17 protein-coding genes are annotated in these 21,147 nt (G+C 61.6%); 13 read left to right on the forward strand and 4 right to left on the reverse strand.

Annotated features, from left to right (window positions below):
- Positions 1-609: 609 nt before the first annotated feature.
- Positions 610-999 carry a hypothetical protein gene (locus tag NWI01_RS02790; protein WP_141382426.1) on the reverse strand — a complete coding sequence of 130 codons (390 nt, stop codon included), beginning with the start codon at positions 997-999 and terminating at the stop codon, positions 610-612.
- A 320-nt stretch (positions 1,000-1,319) separates the two neighbouring features.
- On the reverse strand, positions 1,320-1,820 hold the full coding sequence (locus NWI01_RS02795; protein ID WP_141382427.1) for an RNA polymerase sigma factor: 501 nt from the start codon (positions 1,818-1,820) through the stop codon (positions 1,320-1,322).
- A gap of 266 nt (positions 1,821-2,086) precedes the next feature.
- Here NWI01_RS02795 and NWI01_RS02800 point away from each other — a divergent pair, with 266 nt between their 5' ends.
- The 11 genes from NWI01_RS02800 to NWI01_RS02850 all read left to right on the forward strand — a co-directional run bounded on the left by NWI01_RS02800 (position 2,087) and on the right by NWI01_RS02850 (position 17,564).
- Positions 2,087-3,871: an IucA/IucC family protein gene (locus tag NWI01_RS02800; protein WP_141382428.1), complete on the forward strand. Its 1,785-nt coding sequence runs from the start codon at positions 2,087-2,089 to the stop codon at positions 3,869-3,871.
- Positions 3,855-5,588: an IucA/IucC family protein gene (locus NWI01_RS02805; RefSeq protein WP_141382429.1), complete on the forward strand. Its 1,734-nt coding sequence runs from the start codon at positions 3,855-3,857 to the stop codon at positions 5,586-5,588. The genes NWI01_RS02800 and NWI01_RS02805 overlap by 17 nt, the downstream gene beginning before the upstream one ends.
- Positions 5,588-6,856, forward strand: a complete 1,269-nt coding sequence (locus NWI01_RS02810) for an AMP-binding protein (protein WP_141382458.1) — start codon at positions 5,588-5,590, stop codon at positions 6,854-6,856. Before NWI01_RS02805 ends, NWI01_RS02810 begins: the two co-directional genes overlap by 1 nt.
- On the forward strand, positions 6,853-8,163 hold the full coding sequence (locus tag NWI01_RS02815; protein ID WP_141382430.1) for a DUF6005 family protein: 1,311 nt from the start codon (positions 6,853-6,855) through the stop codon (positions 8,161-8,163). Before NWI01_RS02810 ends, NWI01_RS02815 begins: the two co-directional genes overlap by 4 nt.
- Entirely contained in the window at positions 8,160-9,032 is an 873-nt protein-coding gene (locus NWI01_RS02820) for a sugar phosphate isomerase/epimerase family protein (RefSeq protein WP_244613619.1), read from the forward strand. Before NWI01_RS02815 ends, NWI01_RS02820 begins: the two co-directional genes overlap by 4 nt.
- 759 nt (positions 9,033-9,791) lie before the next feature.
- Positions 9,792-10,775, forward strand: a complete 984-nt coding sequence (locus NWI01_RS02825) for a FecR family protein (protein WP_141382431.1) — start codon at positions 9,792-9,794, stop codon at positions 10,773-10,775.
- Between the two features lie 107 nt (positions 10,776-10,882).
- Complete coding sequence (locus NWI01_RS02830; protein WP_141382432.1) at positions 10,883-13,141, forward strand: TonB-dependent receptor; 2,259 nt, start codon at positions 10,883-10,885, stop codon at positions 13,139-13,141.
- Between the two features lie 149 nt (positions 13,142-13,290).
- The gene (locus NWI01_RS02835) at positions 13,291-13,776 is read left to right on the forward strand and encodes a GNAT family N-acetyltransferase (protein WP_141382460.1); all 486 of its coding nucleotides are present in this window, start codon (positions 13,291-13,293) and stop codon (positions 13,774-13,776) included.
- Between the two features lie 112 nt (positions 13,777-13,888).
- Positions 13,889-16,207, forward strand: coding sequence for a TonB-dependent receptor (locus NWI01_RS02840; RefSeq protein ID WP_141382433.1), 2,319 nt, complete (start codon positions 13,889-13,891; stop codon positions 16,205-16,207).
- Positions 16,208-16,514: 307 nt separating this feature from the next.
- The gene (locus NWI01_RS02845) at positions 16,515-16,817 is read left to right on the forward strand and encodes a DUF2218 domain-containing protein (RefSeq protein WP_141382434.1); all 303 of its coding nucleotides are present in this window, start codon (positions 16,515-16,517) and stop codon (positions 16,815-16,817) included.
- Between the two features lie 327 nt (positions 16,818-17,144).
- Positions 17,145-17,564 (forward strand): hypothetical protein, encoded by a 420-nt coding sequence (locus NWI01_RS02850; RefSeq protein WP_141382435.1) that lies wholly within the window; start codon positions 17,145-17,147, stop codon positions 17,562-17,564.
- 79 nt (positions 17,565-17,643) lie between these two features.
- On the opposite strand, the gene NWI01_RS02855 is transcribed toward NWI01_RS02850, so the two are convergent.
- On the reverse strand, positions 17,644-17,847 hold the full coding sequence (locus tag NWI01_RS02855; protein ID WP_141382436.1) for a hypothetical protein: 204 nt from the start codon (positions 17,845-17,847) through the stop codon (positions 17,644-17,646).
- A gap of 525 nt (positions 17,848-18,372) precedes the next feature.
- Here NWI01_RS02855 and NWI01_RS02860 point away from each other — a divergent pair.
- Both NWI01_RS02860 and NWI01_RS02865 read left to right on the forward strand, forming a co-directional pair.
- Positions 18,373-18,825, forward strand: a complete 453-nt coding sequence (locus NWI01_RS02860) for a MaoC family dehydratase (protein WP_141382437.1) — start codon at positions 18,373-18,375, stop codon at positions 18,823-18,825.
- Positions 18,822-19,703, forward strand: a complete 882-nt coding sequence (locus NWI01_RS02865) for an HpcH/HpaI aldolase/citrate lyase family protein (protein ID WP_141382438.1) — start codon at positions 18,822-18,824, stop codon at positions 19,701-19,703. Before NWI01_RS02860 ends, NWI01_RS02865 begins: the two co-directional genes overlap by 4 nt.
- Before the next feature lie 48 nt (positions 19,704-19,751).
- Here the strand turns inward: NWI01_RS02865 and NWI01_RS02870 are convergent, their stop codons facing one another.
- The gene (locus tag NWI01_RS02870; RefSeq protein ID WP_141382439.1) at positions 19,752-21,026 is read right to left on the reverse strand and encodes a serine hydrolase domain-containing protein; all 1,275 of its coding nucleotides are present in this window, start codon (positions 21,024-21,026) and stop codon (positions 19,752-19,754) included.
- Positions 21,027-21,147 lie beyond the last annotated feature (121 nt).

Raw genomic sequence — 21,147 nt, forward strand, 5'->3', positions numbered from 1 at the left:
AAGGCCGGCGCTCGAAGCGGCCGCAGGTGCGGGCGCCGGCGACGTCGAGTTGAGGCCGGAACCCGTGGTGGACGATATCTCCGATGTGGACGGCCCGGAGGGCGAATGAGGAGCGGTGATGGCCGGTGTGGTTTGCGGATTCCCTTGTGCGTGAATCGGGCCGGAGACGCCGATGAGCAGAGCAACGCCGGCAATTGCGGCGCGCGCAATCCGCGCATGGTGCTTTCTCGATAATGTCATTCCTGAATGACGCATCATGATACGTTATCTCTCTATCTCTCTTCTGCGAGCAGGCTCGCTGATTGTTGAGAGCGGCGCGTCAGCACCGCATATACGCGGCCGTTCCGGCGTATGGAACGCGGCCATCCTTAATCTCAAGCGAGGCGAATGACTGGCTGCAAGCTCAAGTCTGCAAGCGTTCCTGCACACCAAACCCTGCGCGGGTCGATCGCCAGCCATCTATCGCCAAGCCGCTTATCGCTAAGCTAGGTGTAGCTAAGGCGCATATCGCCAAGTCATTTGTCGTTAAAGCTACGTGAGGCCATGGCGCATATCGCCAAGTCACGTTAAGCTGAATGCACGCCGAGCTGTTCGCGGCGTGGAGACGCTTCAGGCCACGCTCGGAGGCGCGCGCGACAGAAAATTGTCGGAGGCGCGTATAACGGGTTGGTACGCATAGCCAGCCAGAGAAAAACCCGTCGGTAACGCCAGACGAGCAAGGCTGACAACAGGCGGCGCGCCGACGATACCAGGCCCGGAAATAAGTCTGCAGGCATCGCAACCGGCTGATTTCAGATCCGTGCGGCCCGGGTCCGTGTGGTCAGGATCTTCGGAACACAGGATCGGGATAGTACTATCCGGAAGAACGTATTGGGCGAGTTCGATCGGAGTCAGGTGTTGGCTGGCAGGCTGATGAGCCATACCCACCATTACCATCGCCAGCGCGTAAAGCGCCGCAATGGCGATCTTTGTGTACCTTCTCCTCAACGCCGCGAGCACAGATTCCACTCCACTCGGATTCCGCGACCCTATGGCAATCGACCTGGCTTCGCAAGTTGCCGTGTCCATCCTGTTTTCGACCGCGCCGATCTGTCTCGTGCTTGTCAAGGAAGGCTGGAGCTTCTCTGCTTCTAATTCATCAAAAGCGTGGCTCTAAATTATTGTTCTCATGCGGGTTCTTCACGCGAATAGCCTGACCAAGCGCACGAGGACGATCTGCTGCCTATGGTTGATGACTGAGACGATTGCCTCAAATCAGGACATGGAAATCATGTATCGTGCCGATCGGGCTGCGGCACGACTGCATCGCGCATGCAAGCTCAAACATTCTCTCGCCGGCGTCTCCAGTTGCGGCAGAACTCGAGGGCGGAGATCATTTCCTTCTCGACGGTCGAGACCGAGATACCCAGGTTGCGGGCGATCTGCGGATAGGTCATGCCGTCGACCTTGCTGAGAAGAAAGATACGCTGGGTGCGGCGAGGCAATGTCTCCAGCGCGCGCAACAGCGCGTCGAGATCCATCCGGCTCGATACGGCATCCTCGGGGCCGACCACGCCACCATGCACCTGCTCGCGTGATACGCTTTCGGCATAGGAGGTGCGGACGCGTTCAGCGCGCATCGCATCGCGCGCGAGGTTGCGCGCCGTGGTGACGACCAGGCCGACATCGCACTTCCCCACATCGCGATGCATCAGCTTGATGAAGGTATCGTGGACGACATCCTCAGCGGTGTGCGGATTTCCCGTAAGGCGCCGAACCAGCCGCTGAAGCTGGCTCTGCTCCGCCTTGAAGATATTGAGCAGTTCTGTCGTGGACGACATGCTGTTCTCTCGTCGCGCATCAGCCTGATCTCGGACAGCGATCGTCCGGAGACAACATTCTGGCTGGCAGCTTTATGGTGCTTACTCGAACAGGGATACGTTCTAGCGTTACTATAGGCATTCTCAACGTCAAGAACATCTCTGCAACTGATAGTTGGTTGAATTCTAAACTGTGAGCCGGGTTCCCATTACGGCATTGGCGGCTGCGGGCCGTTTAGTCGATGTGGCCCATCGATCCCGGGCGGTTCACAGAAGAATACGTGCTGATGCAGATATCCAAGAACCAGATCGCCGAACGCGCAACATTCCAGAGCTTTGCCAATTGTTACTTACGTGAGGTCGATCCCGGCGTGGTCTCGGCGCACTGTCCTGAGGACGGCGTGGCCGTGGACTGCGTCGAATGGGACTGCGCGATGACGGCCGCGCGGTTGCGTGCCGAAATCGAGCGGTACTCGTTGTGCGGACCGTTAAGATTTGGGCGAATCTTTGTTTGCCGCCTGCCGGGGAATTCGTGGCGCGAGATCGCGCCGCTGCGTGCGCTCTATCTCATGGTGCAGGAATGCTACGCCAGCATGGGCGCCGAGCGGGCGGATGCCATGCGCAATGAAGAAGTCGAACTGCTGGGTCGCGTGCTCACGAGTTACCGCTGCATCGCGGACGGGCTGGAATGCGCGGCGGCGCACCGATGCGGAATGAGCTTCCTTGACGGCGAGCAGAGCCTGGCGTTCGGCCACTGGCTGCATCCCACGCCCAAGAGCCTTCAGGGCATGACGAGCTGGCAGCGGCCAGCCTATGCCCCCGAGCATCACGGACGCTTTCGTCTCAATTTTTTCGCCGCCGATGCAACCTTGCTACGTCACGATGCCGCGCCGGGCGTGTCTCTGCCCGATATTCTTCGAACGCTGATTCCGTTGCAGGATTGCCAGGCTTTGCGTCCGGGCGAGGCGCTGATCCCCATGCATCCCCTGCAGGCCGAGGCATTGATGCTGGACCCCTCGGTCGCGCAGCTGGTTGTTCAGGGACGGCTGCGTCCGCTTGGGGCCATCGGCGCCTGGTTCACGCCGACCTCCTCGGTACGCACGGTCTACAACGCGGACCTGCCGTGGATGCTGAAATTCTCGCTGCCGGTGCGGATCACCAATTCCTTGCGCGTCAACCATATGCCTGAGCTTGAAGCCGGCGTTGCGATGTCGCGGCTGTTCGCGGGCACGGATTTTCTGGCGCGCTATCCGCGTTTCCGCCTGATCCGGGATCCGGCCTACCTGACGCTGGCGCTGCCCGGCCGCGCGGAAAGCGGCTTCGAGGTGATCTTCCGCGAGAATCCATTCACCACGGGCAGCGAAAGCAGCGGCGTCACCATCGCCGCGTTGACCGCCGATCCGCCGCCGGGCGCGCGCTCCTGGCTGGAGACGATCATCCGCGATCTCGCCGCGCGCGGCGGGGAGCCGGTGAGGGAGGTCTGCCGGCGCTGGTTCTCGGCCTATCTCGACTGTGCGCTCGAGCCGCTGGTCAGGCTTTACGATGAGCTTGGCGTGGCGCTCGAAGCGCACCAGCAGAACAGCCTGCTCGATGTCTCGTCCGGCTATCCGGAGGCTTGTTACTATCGCGACAACCAGGGCTTCTACCTGTCCAACACTCACCGCGACCGATTGACGGCGCTGGCGCCGGAGACCGATGGAATCCCCGGATTGTATTTCGACGATTGCGTGATCCAGGAGCGCTTCGGCTACTACCTGATCGTCAATCAGATATGCTCGGTCATCGCGCGCATGGGGCATGATGGCCTGATCATGGAAGACGCGCTGCTCGCCATGTTGCGCGCGCGGCTGGAACGTCTCGCAAGCGAACTTACGGGTGTCGGCGGTGAATTCGCCGCGGGATTCCTCAACCGTCCGACCATCGCGGCCAAGGCCAACCTGCTCACCCGCATGCTCGATATCGACGAGCTGGAAGCGGATGATGGCCGGGCGATCTATGTGCAACTCCCCAATCCATTGTGCGCGGCAAGCCGTGCCGCGCCTCAGGGAGGTGCTCGTGCCGCTGCCCTTTGATATCGCCGACCAGCCGGAAGAGCGAATAGTGCGCCAGCTTACGGCGGCGGCGCTTTACGAAAATCTGTTCGGGAGTATCGACCGGACCATCCGAGGTGCTCGCGGTTTCGAATGGAGCGTCGATGGTCGTGCCTGGCGGGCACGCGGTCGTCTCGGCGCTTTCGGCCGGCCACGCCTCGAAGAGGGAACCGTCGAATGGCGCGCTGCCGGCGAATGGCATCAGGCTTCGATCGCCGACATTGTCGGGGCGCTGCCCGGCGCGGAGCAGGCGCGGGCGCAACTCGGCCGCGAGCTTGAGCAGACCGCCGCGCTGATGCGCTGGAATTGTCAGCACCTGTCGCCTCGCGACCGGAGGCATCTGGCGTTCTGTGCGCTCGATGCGGCGATCGACGAGGGGCATCCTTATCATCCCTGTTTCAAGTCGCGCACCGGCTTCGATGAGGCGGACCATCGCGCTTACGGACCTGAAGCAGGCAACAGCTTCCAACTGGTCTGGCTCGCCGTCGCGCGCGACCTGCTGCATCTCGCGCTGCCCGACAGCGAGGATCTGTTCTGGCAGCGTGAGATCGGCGTGCAGGGCTGGCATGAGCTACGACGGCGGAGCGCCGCGCTCGGCATCGAGGGACGGGATTTCGGTCTGATGCCGATCCACCCCTGGCAATGGCGCGACCTGTCCGAAGGCCGACTGAAATCTCTGATCCAGTCCGGGCGCGTGTATTATCTGGGGACTGCCGGGGATCCCTACCGCGCCAGCCAGTCGGTGCGCTCGTTGACGAATGTGCGCGACCCGCGCCGCAGCGGCGTGAAACTGGCGATGAACATCGTCAACACCTCAACGCGCCGCACGATCGAACCGCATTCGGTCGGGACAGCTCCGGTGTTGTCGCACTGGCTCGGCGAAGTGATCGACTCCGACCCGCTGTTCAAGGGCGATTGCCGTCTCGACATTCTGCGCGAACACGCGGGCTTGATCATGGATCGCGATGGCCCGCTCGGCGGCGAGATCGCGGCGATCTGGCGCGAGAGCGTCGAGGACAAGCTCGCCGACGGCGAGGCCGCGGCGCCGTTCAATGCGCTGATGGCGGTGGAAGCGGACGGGCGGCCATTCATTGATCCGTGGGTGAGCCGCTACGGCGTCATGGAATGGCTCGACCGCCTGATCCACGTCGCCCTGTTGCCGGTATGGCGGCTTCTCATCGTCCATGGCATCGCGACCGAGGCGCACGGCCAGAACATGGTGCTCGTTCACCGCGACGGATGGCCGGAACGGTTGATCCTGCGCGATTTCCACGACAGCCTGGAATTCGTGCCGGGCTTCCTTGCCGATCCGGCGCTCGCCCCGGATTTCGAAACGCTGAACCCCGACTACCGCAACGCGCAGCCCAATCAATATTATTGGATGCAACGCCCTGAGGATCTGCGCGACCTGTTCGTCGACTGCGTGTTCGTCTTCAGCCTCTCCGAAATCTCGCATCTGGCGCAGAGCTTCTACGGCATCGACGAGCACGCGTTCTGGCAGCGCGTGGCGCGGCAGCTTTCCGCTTACATCACGGAGCATGATCTCGGCGCGCGCGCGGCCCGGCTTGGCTTCGGCACGCGCGAGATTCTGACCGAAAGCCTGCTCGCCCGAAAGCTCGGCCTCAACGGCTCCGATTTTCAACACGAGGTCCCGAATGCACTCGCGGACCTTTCCTTGTTGGCACGAGAAAACGCATGATGATTCGCATAGACGACACCTCCTACGACCAGGCTCGCATGCAGGCCATGAGCGAACGCGCGGCTCTCGCCGTCGGTATCGCGGACCATCCGGGCCTCAGCTATGCCGTGTGCCTTTCCGATACGGCGGAATTCCTCGCGCTGTTCTTCGCGCTCCGCTCGGCCGGCGCCAGCGTGCTTCCCATCCGTCCCTCGACGCCACGCGCGGCTGCGCGACGGCTTGCGGTCAGCGTCGGCTGTCACCGGCTTGTCTGCGATGGTTTTGCCGTTGAGGAGCTTGAAGGGGGCGCCGCGGGTCCGGGACTGCTGTTACAGACGACGTCGGGTACGACAGGCGAGCCGAAGCGGGTCGCCCGGACCTGGGCCGAGATCGACCGTGAGATCGAAAGCTATGTTTCGGCTTTCCGTGAACCGGAGAGCATGACGCCCCTGGTCGCCTGCCCGGTCACCCATTCCTACGGGCTGATCTGCGGCGTGCTTGTGGCGCTCAAGCGGGGACAGTCGCCGCATGTTCTCAATACCGGCAATCCGAAGTATGTGATCGCGCGCCTTCGCGAGACCCGGCAGCCGTTGCTGTATTCGTCGCCGGCCATGCTGCACACGATCTCCCGGTTGCTGCCGGCGGGCGAGACGATCTTCGCCGCCATGACCTCTGGAACGCTTCTGCCAGATCCCTGGTTCGCTTCGATCCGCGCCCGCACCACGCATCTCTTTCAACAATATGGTTGCTCGGAAGCGGGCTGTGTCGCGATCAATCCCGACCTTACGGCACCGGATGAAATGGGAATCCCGCTACCCCATCTGGGCGTCGAGACCGGCGGGGAGGGCGCGCCGCGCGAGATCGTGGTGAGGGCGGGCGAGCGGGAGATTCACACCCGCGATCTCGGCTATCTGACAGGCACTGGAACGCTCGTCTTCGTCGCGCGGCTGGATGATACGATCAACGTTTCCGGCATCAACGTCTATCCGCGGGAAGTGGAGGATGTCGTGATGGCAATGCCGGGTGTGACGGACGCCGTGGCTTTCCGCCGGGTCGATCCGTCCGCGGGCGAACGCGTGGCTCTGGCCTTCTGCGCTGAACGCGCCATCGCGCCCGCAAGCCTGCGTGAATGGTGCATGCAGAATCTCGCTGTCCACCAGGTTCCCATGGAGGCGGTGCGCCTCGCTCGCGTGCCTCGGCAGGCGAACGGAAAGATCAATCGGCGCGAGATCGCGGCGTTGTACGCAGAGGGGCGACTCGAACACGCTATCGCGGAGGCCGCGATATGACACGCGAGGAGATAGTCGCCTCGATCCGAGCGGTGCTCGCCGAGCAGATGAACAACACTCATCTCGATGGTTTTGGCCCGCACTCGCGGCTGAACGCCGATCTGTATCTCGATTCAGTTCTGCTGCTGGACTTGTTTCTGCATCTGGAACTGAAGCATGGCCTTGTCATCTCCGAAGAAATGGTCACGGGCCCCGACATCGAAACGGTGGACGATCTCGCGAGCCTTCTGGCCGGTGCGAGGACCACCTCAGATGTCGCGGCGAACGCGTCGGAGGCCGCCGTGCCCGACGTCCACGCCGAGGAATATCCGGACATCAAGGTCCATTGCTTCGTCTCCTGCCTGTGCGATGCGGTGAAGGCGGCTGGACTGGATCACCGGCTGTTCTATTTCAGCGTATGGGATGCGGACTTCGCCGTCTCAACGCGGCACGAACTGCTCTATCATACGCCCGAGATCAGCCACGACTTCTTCCGCCGCTGGTTCCACCGGCTTTACGGCGTGCAGGTCACGCAATGGTATGATCATTCGGCATCGAAGCAGGCCAATCTTGAAAAGCTCATCGGTCTGGTAGCCGCACGCCGGCCGACTGAAAGCGTCATGGTGATGCTCGACATGTTTCACCTGCCGGAGCGGGAGAACAAGTTCAACCAGAATCCGTTTCCACACTATCTCATGCTGGAGGCAACCGAAGACCCTGATATCTGGCAGGTGCGCGATCCTGATTTCCGCTGGGAGGGTCCGATCGCGCGCGAGCGCCTTCTGAAAGCCATTGCCCAGCCGAGCGTCGCGGGCGGCTATATTTTTGATCGCCAGATGGTGACGCTGCCGTTGGCCGCGGACATCCGCGACTTCTTTCTCGCCTGCTTCGTCTCCGGCGACAATCCGTTGATCCGCAGCGTGCGGGAGATCGTGGCGGCCCATGTCGAGGGACGCGCCGATCTCAGCGTATCCGATCTGAAAACAGCATTACGTGAGTTGCCGGTGATCGCGATCCGCAAATGGGCCTATGAGCACGGCTTCGCCTATTTCTGGCGCGCACTCAATCTGCCGAACGACGAGTTCCTGCACTGGTGCGACAAGATCGAAGAACTCGCGGTCGGCCTGAAGGGGCTGCATTTCGTGATCCTGCGGCTGGCGCAAACCGGTGATTACGCCCATGCCGCGGATGTCTTTGCGGCGCTGGATAAACTCGATGCGCTTGAGACCGCCATCAAGGCGCGCCTGCAGGCGGTATTTTTCAACTGGTGCGCCGATCAAGGCTGGAAGCCTGCGTCGACGCCAGAATGTCTATCGGCGGCACGATGATGAAGCTCTCGGTCTGCACCATTACCTTTCGCCATCACCTGATCTCGATCTGGGATATCGCCGTCTGGGCAAGGCGCAGCGGTTTTGACGGAATCGAATTGTGGGGTGCGCATGCGCGCGGTCTGGCGCGAACCCATCCCCATTACGGCGCCGACTGGCTCGGTGATCTTGGTCTCTCGGTGTCGATGCTGAGCGACTATCTGCCGACCGATGGCGATCCCGCGATCGTTCGCGAACGAACGCACAGGCTCTGCCGAATGGCGCAACACTGGTCGGCTCCCAAGATCCGCACCTTCGTCGGCGACCGGCCCAGCCGCGAGGTGCCCGAGGACAAGCGGAAGGTCATGACGAGCCGCGTGCGCGACATGGCCGCGATCGCGTATGACCATGGGATACGGCTTCTGGTCGAGACTCATCCCAACACTCTGGCCGACAGCCTCGCTTCGACCCTGCGCCTGCTGGCGGAGGTCGACCATCCCGGTCTCGGAATTAACTTCGACGCGCTGCATGTGTGGGAAGGCGGCGACGATCTGGTTTCCGCCCACCGCGCGCTCGCCCCTTTCATCGGGCACTATCATCTGAAGAATGTTCGCTCTCGCGGCGAACTCAACGTGTTCGCTCCCGGAAATGTCTATGCCGCGGCCGGCTGCCGCGAAGGCATGGTGCCGCTGTTCGAGGGCGCCATGAGTCTCGATGCCTTCCTTTCCGCGGCTCTGGTCATGAGTGATGCTGATGCCTCGCTCGAATGGTTCGGAGAAGATTGCTTTGAGACCCTCATCCGGGACAGGGTCGCCTTACTGGCGCACATCGGCGCTCTCATGCAGAGAACGGTGCCGCTGGAAGCGATTGTCGAGGGCCGCTCCATCTGAGTCCGGTCACGTTGCATTCACCGGGCAATTCAATCGCTCATCGCCGAACCCGCGTTTTGGCGGCGCTTACCCTGGGGTATGTCCGTGAATTGACGTGTTCGCCGCCGGGCTGCCCGACAGAGAACGGCGTGCGATGGTAGTTCGTACGCCACGACATCAGTCAGATCGCAAACCCATTCGGATCACGTCGATCTCTATAGCGTTTTCGAGCGAAGCATGTCCTCGGGCTTGAGCCCTAAGGATGGAATCCGGTTCGCGTGGAGAAAACGCGTCAAAACATGAAGATAGAGTCTTTCACCGTTTCCATGAAGTGGTGAAAGACTCGAGAGGAGCGCGGTCATTGCGAGCGGCTCCTCGAAGCTCATTGCAAATACAGCCAGTTTGAAGCAGATTTTCTGCTATGAAATGTTCGACGAGGCGTTTGTTGGAAGCCGGTGTGGCTGAATGACGTATATATTATGATGAATCAATGGTTATGAAACGTTGTATGCTACGAGTTCTCCGAATGACGTCCCTGTCGAGGCAGCCAGGATAATCGTGTCGAAACTGCTCTTCGCGTCGCAGCGGATCACATCATTTTGCCCGTGCTGTTCCGGAGGCGCGGCGCGACCGTGTTCCGTGTCCCGCCTGTCGTCGCAATTGCAGGTCCGCAGCGGAAGGCGCCGCATTGGCCGCCTGGAAGCTCGCTTTACTCCATCTGTGCAGCGGTAGACCAGATACAGCATAATATAGTTACGGAGCCGTCGCGCGAGAGAGAGTATGGTATTCGCATCGGACAACAGGGACGATCGGGAGCGGGCTTCGCGGGAGGCGACTGAATGGTTCGTCCGCCTCAATAACCCTCTTGCCTCCGACGAGACGCGACGCGCCTATCGGGCCTGGCTGAAGGCCGATCCCGCTCATCACGATGCGATGGTCGACATCTCGGAGTTGTGGGGAGCGCTCGATCGGCCTGCTGCTCACCTCGCCGCCGGCGGCTGGCATCGCAGCGCCGCTGCGTCGCTGCGGCCTGGGCCGCTGAAACTCGGATTGAGAGTCGCCGCCGCGGCCGTGATCGCGATGGTGCTGACCGGTGGCGGCGCGATATGGCGCGATCCGGGCATGATCGACCGCGCATTCGCGGATGTTGCGACGCAACCCGGCGAGCGGCGGGAAGTGCGCCTTGCTGATGGCTCGCTCGTGATGCTGGACGGCGGTACAGCGCTGAAGACCGATATGGTCGGCGGCGTCCGCGCGATCACCATGCTGCGCGGTCGTGTGTGGTTCGACGTGGTCGCGGATCGGCAGCGCCCCTTCACCGTCCACGCCGGGCGGGTCGATGTTCTGGTGCACGGCACCGCCTTCGAGGTCGATCGCGAAGCCGGCGCAGTCACGGTTGAGCACGGCCAGGTCGCGGTGTCCGATGCCGAAGCGACCCGTGGACCGGTCAATCTGACGAACTGGCAGCGCGTCTCGCTCAAGGATGGCGGCCTCGGCGCACCGGAGGCGGTCGATCCCGAACAGGTGTTCGCCTGGCGGCGTGGATTGATCGTCCTCGACCGGGCCCCGCTTTCGCGGGTGGTGAAAGAACTCGATAACATGGCGCCCGGCCGTGTGCTGATTGTCGATCCGGAGCTGCGACGGATGACGCTGTCCGGCACCTTCCGGGCCGATGATCCCGGCGCCGTTCTGGAGGCGCTCCGGAGCACGCTCGGGGTCCGGACCCTCTCGGTTCCGGGTTTCGCCACGCTGATCTATCGATAAAAGGTTCATCTTTTTTTACGGGGTCTGGCTCCCTTGCCCGTTGAATATCGGGAAGGGTTGCCGATCGCGCGCGCTCCCCCGGTCGGGGTGGGGGACCTACACAGACCATGCGGAAGTTTACCAGTGCCGCCGTGCTGAGTTGCGGGGTGTCGATATGTTCGGTGATGCTTCTCGTCGCTGGCGCTCATGAAGCATGGGCGAGGGATGATACCCCCTACAGCTTCAGCATCCCTGCGAAACCGCGTCTTTCGGCGCTTGCCGATTTCACGGCCGCGACCGGCATCCAGGTGGTCCGTCCGGACGCAGGCGCAATCCGCGGTATCTCGCGAGCGGTAAGCGGCCGGTATTCAGCCGAGACGGCGCTTCGGGAAATCCTCGCCGGCTCGAATCTCGGCTATCATTTCACGGGCCCGCGCACGGTCGCGATCGAGGCGCCGGGCGCTTCCGTTGGTTATGGCGGCGATGTCGTCACGCTCGATACGATCAGTGTGACAGGCGGCGCGCAGGACATCGGACGCGGCGGCGTCAGCGAAATCAACATTACCCGCGCGGATATCGAGCGTCGCAACGCAACTGACGTCAAAGGCTTGTTTCGCGGTGAGGCGGGCGTCACCGTCGGATCCCCGCTGCCGATGTCCCAGAAGGTCTACGTGCACGGCATCGAGGAGACCAACCTCGCGGTCTCGATCGACGGCGCGCGGCAGAACAACAAGGTGTTCCACCACAACGCGACGACGATGATCGACCCGAACCTTCTCAAGGCCGTGCGCATCGATGCGGGAGTGGCGCCCGTTGATTCCGGCGCCGGAGCGCTCGCCGGCGCGATCGCCTATGTGACCAAGGACGCGAGGGATTTTCTGTCCGGGGACGGATTCGGCGGTTCGCTGAAGTCGATATTCAATTTCAACGGTCATGTCTCGACGAACAATCTGACCAGCTACTCCCGCCAGGGCGGCTTCGAGACGCTCGGCTCATTGACATATGGCAAGGGAAACGAGTTCAGGGCCGGCAATGGCCAGGAGGTGCTCGGCACCGCGACCAACTTTCTAAGTGGAATCGGCAAGGCCGCCTATCAGGGCATCGAAGGTCAGCGCTTCGCGATCAGTCATGAACAGATGCGTGACGACGCCATCCGGCCCTTCCGGGCGAACGCGGCGCAGATCGTGGACGTCAGGCCGACGCCTCTGCTGCGTCCTTACAAGCTCGATAGGCAGAACACCGTCTTCACCTATACCGACGATTCGCCCGAGGGATGGTGGGATCCCAAGTTCGTGCTGGCCTACACCCGCTCGAAAGTCGCGGTGGACCAGTACAGCGGCGCCACGATCGACACTTACAGCTACACCAGCGAAGGCGTCACCGAAAGTTTCAACGGAAAGCTGGAGAACAAGTTTGCTCTGCCCATCGGCAATATCGTCGCGGGCCTGGATTTTTATCGGGACCGTGCCGAATACACCGACAAGGACTACCGTACAGCCGAACGGGCCAGCAATTTCGGCGCTTATGCCCAGGCACGGCTAAGGCCCTGGGAACGCACCAGGCTCTCCTTCGGCCTGCGCGGAGAGCATCAGCATTTCGAGGGCGTCAACGGCTTTCGTTCCAGTGACCAGGGCCTCAGCGGCAACGTGTCCGGCGAACACGATCTGACGAGCTTTCTCACAGCCAAGGCCGGCTATTCGCGTGTCTGGGCCGGCATCCCGCTGTCGGAGAACTACGCCCAGAACCCCGCCTGGAACTACGGCGCCGGACCGAAGTCGGTGACGTCGAACAACTCCACGGCGGGTCTCGTTGCACATTATGGAAGCTTTGAACTCGAGGGGGGCGTCTTTCGTACCCAGATCAACGATGCGCGTGTGCCTCTATGGGCGCCCGACATGGCGTTGCGAGCTTTCAATCTGCAAACGCAGGGCTTCCAGGCTGGTGGTACTTATAATTGGGCCGACGGATTTGTGCGGGTGCGTTTCATACGCATCGATGCGGAAATCGACGGTAAGCCGGCCAACTCCTATGTGGGCAGGTATCTGACGGCCCCGATCGGGGATGTGCTGACGTTCCAGGCCGTGCACACCATCGCGCCGTGGAAGCTGACGGTCGGCGGCGATGTCGAGATCGTCTTTGATAACAACACGCTCTTCGATCCCGCGACCGGGATCGGCCGGCTCGAAGGCTATCAGGTGCTGAATGCCTTTATCGAGCACCGCTCCTTCTATCTGCCTTCGCTGAAGATGCGGGGAGAGATCAGGAACCTGTTCAACGCCACCTATACCGCCCGCGGCACCTACGGCCTGGAATTCGGCAATGGCCTGGTGCGGCCTCTTTACGAATCCGGTCGGTCGTTCCTGGCAAGTCTCAGGCTCGACTTCTGATGTCTGCGCTTCGTCCATCTTCGATAGCGAGACCGCAAGAGAACCGCCTTCATGCCGGGCCCACAGGCGGCATCCAGCGCGGGAGAGACGGCCCACGGAGTCACGAGATGCCGGCACATGATCGTCTGACCGAACTTCCGGAGAAGCGAATGGAGATTACTATCCGAGCCATGCGCAGTGATGACGCTGCTGATATCTTCGAGATCGTCAATCAGCGCACATTCCGTTTCTGGACTCTCGCTCTTCCTTACGAATCGTTCGACTCCGTCAAGAAGTGGCTCGAACCGCAGTCTCCGCGGGATCTGCATCTCTCGGCGGAGCTGGACGGCCGGGTCGTCGGCGCCTCGGCGCTACGCCCCTTCTACGGACGCCGCGCTCATGCGGCCGAGTTCTGGATCGGCGTTCACGAAGATCATTCCCGAAAAGGCATCGGCACACGGTTGCTCGAGGCGATGATCGATACCGCCGACAATTGGTTGAACATCAAACGCATCGAAATGACCGTGTTCACCGACCATGTCGGCGCTCTGGCGCTCTACAGCAAATTCGGTTTCGAGATCGAGGGCACTCACAAAGCCGCGACGTTCAGAGATGGCGTGTTCGTCGATGCGTATTGCATGGCGCGCCTGCGATGACCGGAAGGCCGCTCGAAACCCGTCGTCACACCGCAAATCAGCGCGGAGCACGCTTCTGCTCCGCTATCCATCCGCACTTATTGTTGAACACACATTGTATTGGAGACTTTTTATGAAAAGGCAGGTTGGTCAAATAGCTCTCATTATCTCAGGCCTGGGTGTCCTGCCTCTGTCTGAAAGCGCCATCGCGCAGTCCTCATCTTCGAGCGCCGGAACGACGCTCACGCCGATCGAGGTTATCGCGCCGCGGACGCGCCCGGCGACGCGAAACCGAACGGTTCGCGCGACGCCGAATCCGCATCGGGCCGCGGTGCGGCCGCGTTCCCGCGAGGCGGCGCCTCCGCCGGCCGCTCCTTCCGCGCCAGCTCTGCCGCAGACCGGAACCGTCGGACAGCCTCCGGTGCCATATGCCGGCGGCCAGGTCGGAACGGGCGTGCGGATGGGTATGCTGGGCAACACGTCGGTTCTCACGACGCCGTTCAATGTCACCGGCTATACCTCCAAGCTCATGGAGGATCAGCATGCCAGAAGCATCGGGGATGTCACGCTCAACGATCCTTCGGTCCGTAACGACGCGCCGCCGTTCAGTGAGCGCGACTCGTTCTTCATCCGCGGTTTCTCGGTAACCAATCTCGACACCGCTTACGATGGGCTGTTCTACCTCGCCAACCCGCGCCGGAGCTTTCTCGAGGGAGTCGAGCGCGTGGAAGTCCTCAAGGGTCCGAGCGCGCTGCTCAGCGGCGGCACCGCGCGCACCGGCGGCACGATCAACATGATTCCGAAGCGCGCCGGCGACGAACCTCTGACACGCTTGACGACGACCTACATCAGCAACTCGCAGATCTGGAACCACGCCGATCTCGGCCGTCGCTTCGGGGAAAACAAGGAGTGGGGCGTTCGTTTCAACGGTTCTTACCGCAAGGGCGATACGCCGCTCGATCTCAACTCGGCCGAAGTCGGTGTCGCCGCGCTTGGTCTTGATTATCGCGGCGAACGGTTCCGTGCGTCGCTGGACTTCAACAGTTCGGTTCAGAACATCCGCGCGCCGACCTCGCTGTTCAATGCGGCGGCCCCGAATATCATCATCCCCCACGCGCAGAACGGGCGCATCAACACATCGAGCCGCGACGAATTCATCGACAGCCGCTACAAGATGGTCGCTGGCCGCGCCGAGTACGATCTGTTGCCGGATACGACCGTGTATATCGCGGGCGGCGGCAGCAGATACAACGAGGACTTCCTCACTTCCTCCTACCGGATTACGAACCCTGACGGGACGGCGACCAACACGCTTGCGGTTCAGCCGCAGAAACTTCAGGGGTTCGCCGGTGAGATGGGCCTGCGTTCGAAGTTCCGGACCGGCGTCATCGGTCACCAGTTCAACGTCGCTGCGGTCACTATGACCAACGAGCTTTACCGCGGCGGCATTCTCGGCTTCACGCCGTTCAGCTACGTGACGAATATCTACAATCCCGTCCGCTTGCCGCCAGGCTCGTTCCAGACCACAGGCTTCGCGAGGTCCGATGACAGGCCGTTGTTTACGCGGCTGGTCGCGCGGAGCGTCGCGGTGTCCGATACGCTCTCGGTCTTCGACGACAGACTGCTGCTGACGCTCGGCGGGCGCTGGCAGGACATGACGATCACCGGCTATGCGACCGCGCCCGGACCTAATCTGGGCATGGAGACCTCACGTAATCAGCAGGCTCGCTTCAGCCCGGCCGTCGGCGCTGTCTTGCGTGCGACCGATCGGCTGTCCTTGTACACGAACTACATTGAATCGCTCGATGCGGGACCGACGGCGCCCGCGCTCGCGGGCAATAGCGGCACCATTTTCCCGCCGGTGGTGAGTCGGCAACAGGAGGTCGGCGCCAAGTACGATTTTGGCACCGTCACGGTGACGGCTTCGCTCTTCGAGATCAGGCAGCCGTTCGCCTTTACGGATCCCGGCACCAACCTCTTCTCCGTCGCCGGCCTGCAGCGTAACCGCGGTTTCGAACTCAACGTGTTCGGCTCGCCGATCGAGGGTGTTCGTCTGCTCGGCGGCATTGCCCTCATGGATGCCAAGCAGGTCAACACGATTGGAGGCCGCTTCGACGGCAACGACGTTCCGGGCGTTCCGGTCACGGCTCTGAACCTTTACGGCGAATACGATCTGCCGCATTGGATGGCTGCGGGCGTGACCTTGACCGGCCGGTTGATCCGTACCGGGGACGTGTTCTACGATCAGGCCAACACGCAATCCATTTCTGGCTGGACGCGGGTGGATCTCGGGGCGAGATATACGTTCGTCGGTCCATTGGGCAAGCCCATCGTGATGAGGGCCATCGTCGAGAACGTGGCTGACAACGCCTACTATCTATCCGCCGCCCGCGGCTTCCTCGCCGTGGGTGCGCCGCGAACCTACATGCTGTCGGCAACGTTTAATTTCTAGAGCCTTTCCGCTTCTGATTGAATCAGAAGCGGGGTTCTATGATTTTGGTTTGACGCGTTTTCTTTACGCGAACAGGTCACCATCCTCGGGTCAAGCCCGAGGATGGTGACCTATTCGCCGCAAGAAAATACGACTGGACAATAACTTCTGGAGCATGGTCCGATTCAATTCGATCGCATCGTGCTCCAGGAGTCTTGTTCAACGCAATTGCATCAGACTCCTGAGCCGAGGGGCGCGGGACCGGATGCAGGCGGTGAATCATGCCGCGACGTCACGGTCCAATCGCATTCGAGCCTGGAGGTCGTCGATGAACTCGCAGTCCCGCAACGCCATGGAAACGAGCCGCGCAACGGTGAACACGGTGCATGCAAGCCGATACTTGCAGCAGCTTTGCAAACATTGGGCCCATAAATTCGAAACCGAGTACGATTCCGTCAACGGCAGGATCGTGCTTCCTCTGGGAGAGGCCCGGCTGACAGCCGAACCAGAAAGTCTTGTCATCGACCTGGCGACCGAGGACGCCGCCAGCCTTGCGACCCTGCGGGAGGTCGTGGCCAGTCATATCGAGCGTTTCGCCTTCCGCGAAACACTCCACTTTGACTGGGCGTAATCGAAGCGCGGAACCACCTTGCCGGACTCTCCGCGGGCGTCGATGGCGGTCGCCCTGATGATCGCTGCGGCATATCGTAAAGAGCATCAGGCCGCCGCTCGCTGCATCACGAGTCGCATCCTGCCTGAGTCAAATAGCAAAAGGCCCGTCCCACAGCCTTTTTGCTGCTGATTCCATCAAAACAAAGAAATCTAGGGTTTTCCAGGACGGGGCGCCGATATAGAGACGATGTCAATGGACAGAGGGACGGGCGGGGCGAGCGTTGATCGAAGCTCCTCGCGGTTGATGCAGAGAACAGGAATGCTCAGGGATTTTCAGGTTGCTCTCATGGCTGCCATCGCGCTGGCCGCGGCGACCAGCGTAGCGATAGCGGGCCTTTCTCAGGACCGCCGGGAGGATCAGCCGCCGCAGAGCCGCCCGAAGCCGCCCCATGCTCGCCAGAGCAATCCGCCCGCGCGGGGCAATCTGCCTGCTGCCGGCGGGTTCGATGGCGGCTGGTCGTTCACGGGGACAAGCACCAACTGTCAGGGAAGTGGCGGCGGCTCCTTTACGGTTTCAGGGACACAGGTCATCGTCTCCGGCGGCGGAAGCGGTCGCGTCAGCCGAAGCGGTGCGTTTCAAGCCTCGACAAATGCCGGCGGCGGTGTGAGTCTCAGCGCGGTTGGCCGGCTTTCGGGAAACAGAGGGGGCGGATCCTATCGGCGCAGTGACGGATGTGTCGGCAGGTGGACCGCCGTCCGGCGGTGAGAGGCGATTGCCAGGCTCACAAGGCTCGCTTGAGAATACGGGCTGACGAGAGCCCTTCAGCGATGGTTTCCGGGGATGATTATTTGGCGGCGTGCGGCGGGTCGATCGTGCGTTTCACCCACTGGCCAAGAACATAAGACACAACGAATATGGCTGTGGCGATCAATGCGATCGTCAAATCCGCGACGTCGCCTTTAAGTACCTTGGCGAGAATATAGACGCTCGCGAGCCCTGCTCCAAAGACAGCTAGCGAGGCGGCTTCGGCAACGAATTTCCGGGTCAATCTGGTCTCCATGAGGGATGGATTCTCGATCTGCGAGAACATTGCGCAACTGGCGTCGCGTGGGAGCGTAAGCCAGCCGGCTGCCCTGATCCGGGGCCGTTCCGCTTCCGAACAGAATCGCGGCTCCCTAATTTTGATCTATAGCGTTTTCGAGCGAAGTGGAATCCGGTTCGCGTGAAGAAAACGCGTCAAATCAATATCATAGATCTTCGCTTTTGATTCAATCAGAAGCGATAATGCTCTGGGCGCTTTTTGCACGCGAGCAGGTCATCCATCCCCGGGGTCAGGCCCGAGGACATGCGTCCCGCAGGGACGCTATAGAGCATCCCCGATAAAATATCGAGGCCGTTCTGGTTCGCGATCTCAACGCGCGAATGTCTGATCGGATTTCCGCTTGCTTCTGGTCGCGGGGCCGAAGCTATAAGTCCGGCTCATTGCGGTCGGCGGTAGCGGATGGCAAACTCCGGAACCGGCCATGATGTCGACGCTGAGCGTTCAATCCGATGGCGGTCGAGGAGAAACCGAATGGCCGGACTGTATTTCGAGCAGTTTTCCGTCGGGCAGACGTTCGTTCACGAAATTCGGCGAACCGTCACCGACATGGACAATATTCTGTTCTCCTCGCTGACCTGCAATCCGGCCGCGGTGCACATCGATCACGAATACGCCAGATCGACCGAATTCGGCAAACCTCTCATCAATTCCATCTTCACGCTGGGTCTCGTCATCGGCCTTTCGGTGCAGGACACCACTTTTGGAACCACGGTCGCAAACCTCGGCATGGAAGAAACAAAGTTCTCCCATCCGGTATTCGCCGGCGATACATTGCGCGCGGAATCGAAAGTGATTTCGGTTCGCGACAGCAAGTCGCGGCCAACGCAGGGTATCGTCACTTTCGAGCATCGCGGATACAACCAACGCGACGAAGAGGTGGTGTTCTGCCGGCGCAACGCGCTGATGATGCGGAGTCCGGCATGAAATGGCGCTCGCTACTTTTCGTCCCCGCTGACAGCGATCGGAAGCTCGCGCGAGCTGATAGCTGCGGCGCGGATGCGCTGGTGCTCGATCTGGAAGATTCTGTCGTGCCGGGCCGCAAGGCGATGGCGCGTGAGGCGGTGAAGAGTTTCCTCAGTGGCGCGATTGCCCGGGATTGGACGTTTCTGGTCCGTATCAACGCGCTCGGAACGGGCCTGACGCTGGCCGATCTCGCGGCTGTGGTCCGCCCGGGGCTGGACGGCATCCTGATTCCGAAGGTCAACGGCATTCAGGATATCGAGCAGATATCACACTACGTCGATGTCCTGGAGGTGGCCGCGGGCATTCCCGCCGGTCATGTGAAACTGCTGGCTGTCGCCACCGAGACGCCGGCTGCGATGCTCGGCTTTGCCGGTTATGCAGCACGACGTCCAGGGCAAGTCTCAAGGCTCGCAGCCATGACGTGGGGTGCTGAAGATCTCAGCGCCGCGGTGGGCGCGCTGACCAATAAAGAGCCGAACGGCGATTGGACATTCCCTTATCAGGTCGCGCGCGCCCAATGTCTTTTCGCCGCCAACGCGGCCGGGGTTCTTGCGCTGGATACGCTGTACAGTGACTTCAAGGATCAGGCGGGCCTTGCCGAGAGTTGCCGTGTCGCCCGCCGCGACGGATTTGTCGGACGGCTTGCGATCCATCCGGATCAGGTCGCGACCATCAACGCCTGCTTCACACCAAGCGAAGCCGATCTGGCGCACGCCCGCCGCGTCGTCGCCGCCTTCGCCAGTCAGCCTGATGCGGGCGTGATAGGTATCGAGGGCAGGATGTACGACATTCCGCACCTGATCGCGGCGAAGCGTACGCTCGCGTCAGTCGGCGAGTGAGTGAACGACGAATTGTGGGTCGAGGCCTGAGTACCTAAACAACGTCGCTCAGAGATTGGAGTCGGTGATGGCCGCATACACCATGGTGCGAAGTTCGCGCCTGACAGGATAGGCGGTCGAGGGGATCACCTGCGTCATGAAGATGGCGATCAGCTCTTCCGCCGGATCGATCCAGAACGACGTCGTCGCAACGCCGCCCCAGGCGTATTCGCCGGGACTTCCGGCTATCAGCGTCTTTGCGGGATTGATGGTGACGGCGAAGCCGAGGCCGAAGCCGATGCCGCTGTAGGTCGCCTCTGAGAACATGGACCGCGACACCTCCGGCAAGTCCCGATTGCCGGGCAGATGATTACTCGTCATCAGCGCCAGCGTTTTCGGCCCGATCAGCCTGACGCCGCCGAGTTCACCGCCGTTGAGCAGCGCCCGGCAGAAGGTGAGGTAGTCGGCGGCGGTCGAGCACAGGCCGCCGCCGCCCGAGATGAAGCCAGGCGGGGAGAGGAAAGGGCTGGTGGCGGGATCGTCCTGCAACGTCAGCCCGCTCGTCGCAGCCGGCGAATGAGCCGGCATCATGCCGCCTGCATCAGCGCTATAGCAGGCCGCGAGTCGGTGCGCCTTGCCGGCCGGCACGAAGAAGCCGGTGTCGGCCATTCCCAACGGGTCGAAAATACGCTCTTTCAAGAACCGGTCGAAGGGAGTGCCGCTGATCCTGCCGATCAGGTAGCCGATCACATCCGTGGAGACCGAGTAGTTCCAGGCCTCGCCCGGCGAGAATTCCAGCGGAATACCGGCAAGATCTGCGATCATCGAATCGAGCGTGCCAGCAAGGTCCAGCGCGCCGATCTGCTTGTCGCGATACGCCGCGTCGACGCTGGTCCGCTGCTGGAAACCGTAGGTCAGTCCGGATGTGTGGCGGAGCAGATCGACGATCTGCATGGGTCGCGACGGCGGCCTGGTCATGAAAGCAGGCGCGGCGCCCGCTTGGAACACGCCAAGGTTCTTCCATTCGGGAATATGTTTGTGAACGGGATCGTCGAGCGCAACCAGACCCTGTTCCACCAGCATCATGAAAGCCACCGAGGTGATCGGCTTGGTCATGGAATAGATACGAAAGATGGTGTCATCCTTCAGGAGCACCTTGCGTTCCAGGTCGGCAAAACCCTGCACGGAGTGATGCACGAGGTTGCCGCGGCGATACACCATCAACTGTGTGCCCGGAAACCGTCCGGCGTCGATGTATCGCCGCTTCAGGTGATCATCAATGCGCGCGAGCGCGACGCTGGACATCCCCGAAGCTTCGGGAGAGCCGGGATTGAGGGCTGTCATCTGGGGTCGCTCCGGGTGAGAGGCCAGTTTCGGATCGATCAGGACCGTTCCGCTTACACGATGTGTCGCATGCCCCGGTTGATTGTTAACGGCGGATCCGCCGGGAGTGGCAATCGGCTGC

The organism is Nitrobacter winogradskyi (assembly GCF_006539545.1).
GTDB classification, from domain to species: domain Bacteria; phylum Pseudomonadota; class Alphaproteobacteria; order Rhizobiales; family Xanthobacteraceae; genus Nitrobacter; species Nitrobacter winogradskyi_A.

Excerpts from the sequence above, each read along its gene's own strand:
- NWI01_RS02795 (WP_141382427.1), bottom strand. The coding sequence starts at position 1,820 with ATGTCGTCCACGACAGAACTGCTCAATATCTTCAAGGCGGAGCAGAGC.
- NWI01_RS02800 (WP_141382428.1), top strand. The coding sequence starts at position 2,087 with ATGCAGATATCCAAGAACCAGATCGCCGAACGCGCAACATTCCAGAGC.
- NWI01_RS02810 (WP_141382458.1), top strand. The coding sequence starts at position 5,588 with ATGATTCGCATAGACGACACCTCCTACGACCAGGCTCGCATGCAGGCC.
- NWI01_RS02815 (WP_141382430.1), top strand. The coding sequence starts at position 6,853 with ATGACACGCGAGGAGATAGTCGCCTCGATCCGAGCGGTGCTCGCCGAG.
- NWI01_RS02820 (WP_244613619.1), top strand. The coding sequence starts at position 8,160 with ATGATGAAGCTCTCGGTCTGCACCATTACCTTTCGCCATCACCTGATC.
- NWI01_RS02825 (WP_141382431.1), top strand. The coding sequence starts at position 9,792 with ATGGTATTCGCATCGGACAACAGGGACGATCGGGAGCGGGCTTCGCGG.
- NWI01_RS02830 (WP_141382432.1), top strand. The coding sequence starts at position 10,883 with ATGCGGAAGTTTACCAGTGCCGCCGTGCTGAGTTGCGGGGTGTCGATA.
- NWI01_RS02835 (WP_141382460.1), top strand. The coding sequence starts at position 13,291 with ATGGAGATTACTATCCGAGCCATGCGCAGTGATGACGCTGCTGATATC.
- NWI01_RS02840 (WP_141382433.1), top strand. The coding sequence starts at position 13,889 with ATGAAAAGGCAGGTTGGTCAAATAGCTCTCATTATCTCAGGCCTGGGT.
- NWI01_RS02845 (WP_141382434.1), top strand. The coding sequence starts at position 16,515 with ATGAACTCGCAGTCCCGCAACGCCATGGAAACGAGCCGCGCAACGGTG.
- NWI01_RS02850 (WP_141382435.1), top strand. The coding sequence starts at position 17,145 with ATGGCTGCCATCGCGCTGGCCGCGGCGACCAGCGTAGCGATAGCGGGC.
- NWI01_RS02860 (WP_141382437.1), top strand. The coding sequence starts at position 18,373 with ATGGCCGGACTGTATTTCGAGCAGTTTTCCGTCGGGCAGACGTTCGTT.
- NWI01_RS02865 (WP_141382438.1), top strand. The coding sequence starts at position 18,822 with ATGAAATGGCGCTCGCTACTTTTCGTCCCCGCTGACAGCGATCGGAAG.
- NWI01_RS02870 (WP_141382439.1), bottom strand. The coding sequence starts at position 21,026 with ATGACAGCCCTCAATCCCGGCTCTCCCGAAGCTTCGGGGATGTCCAGC.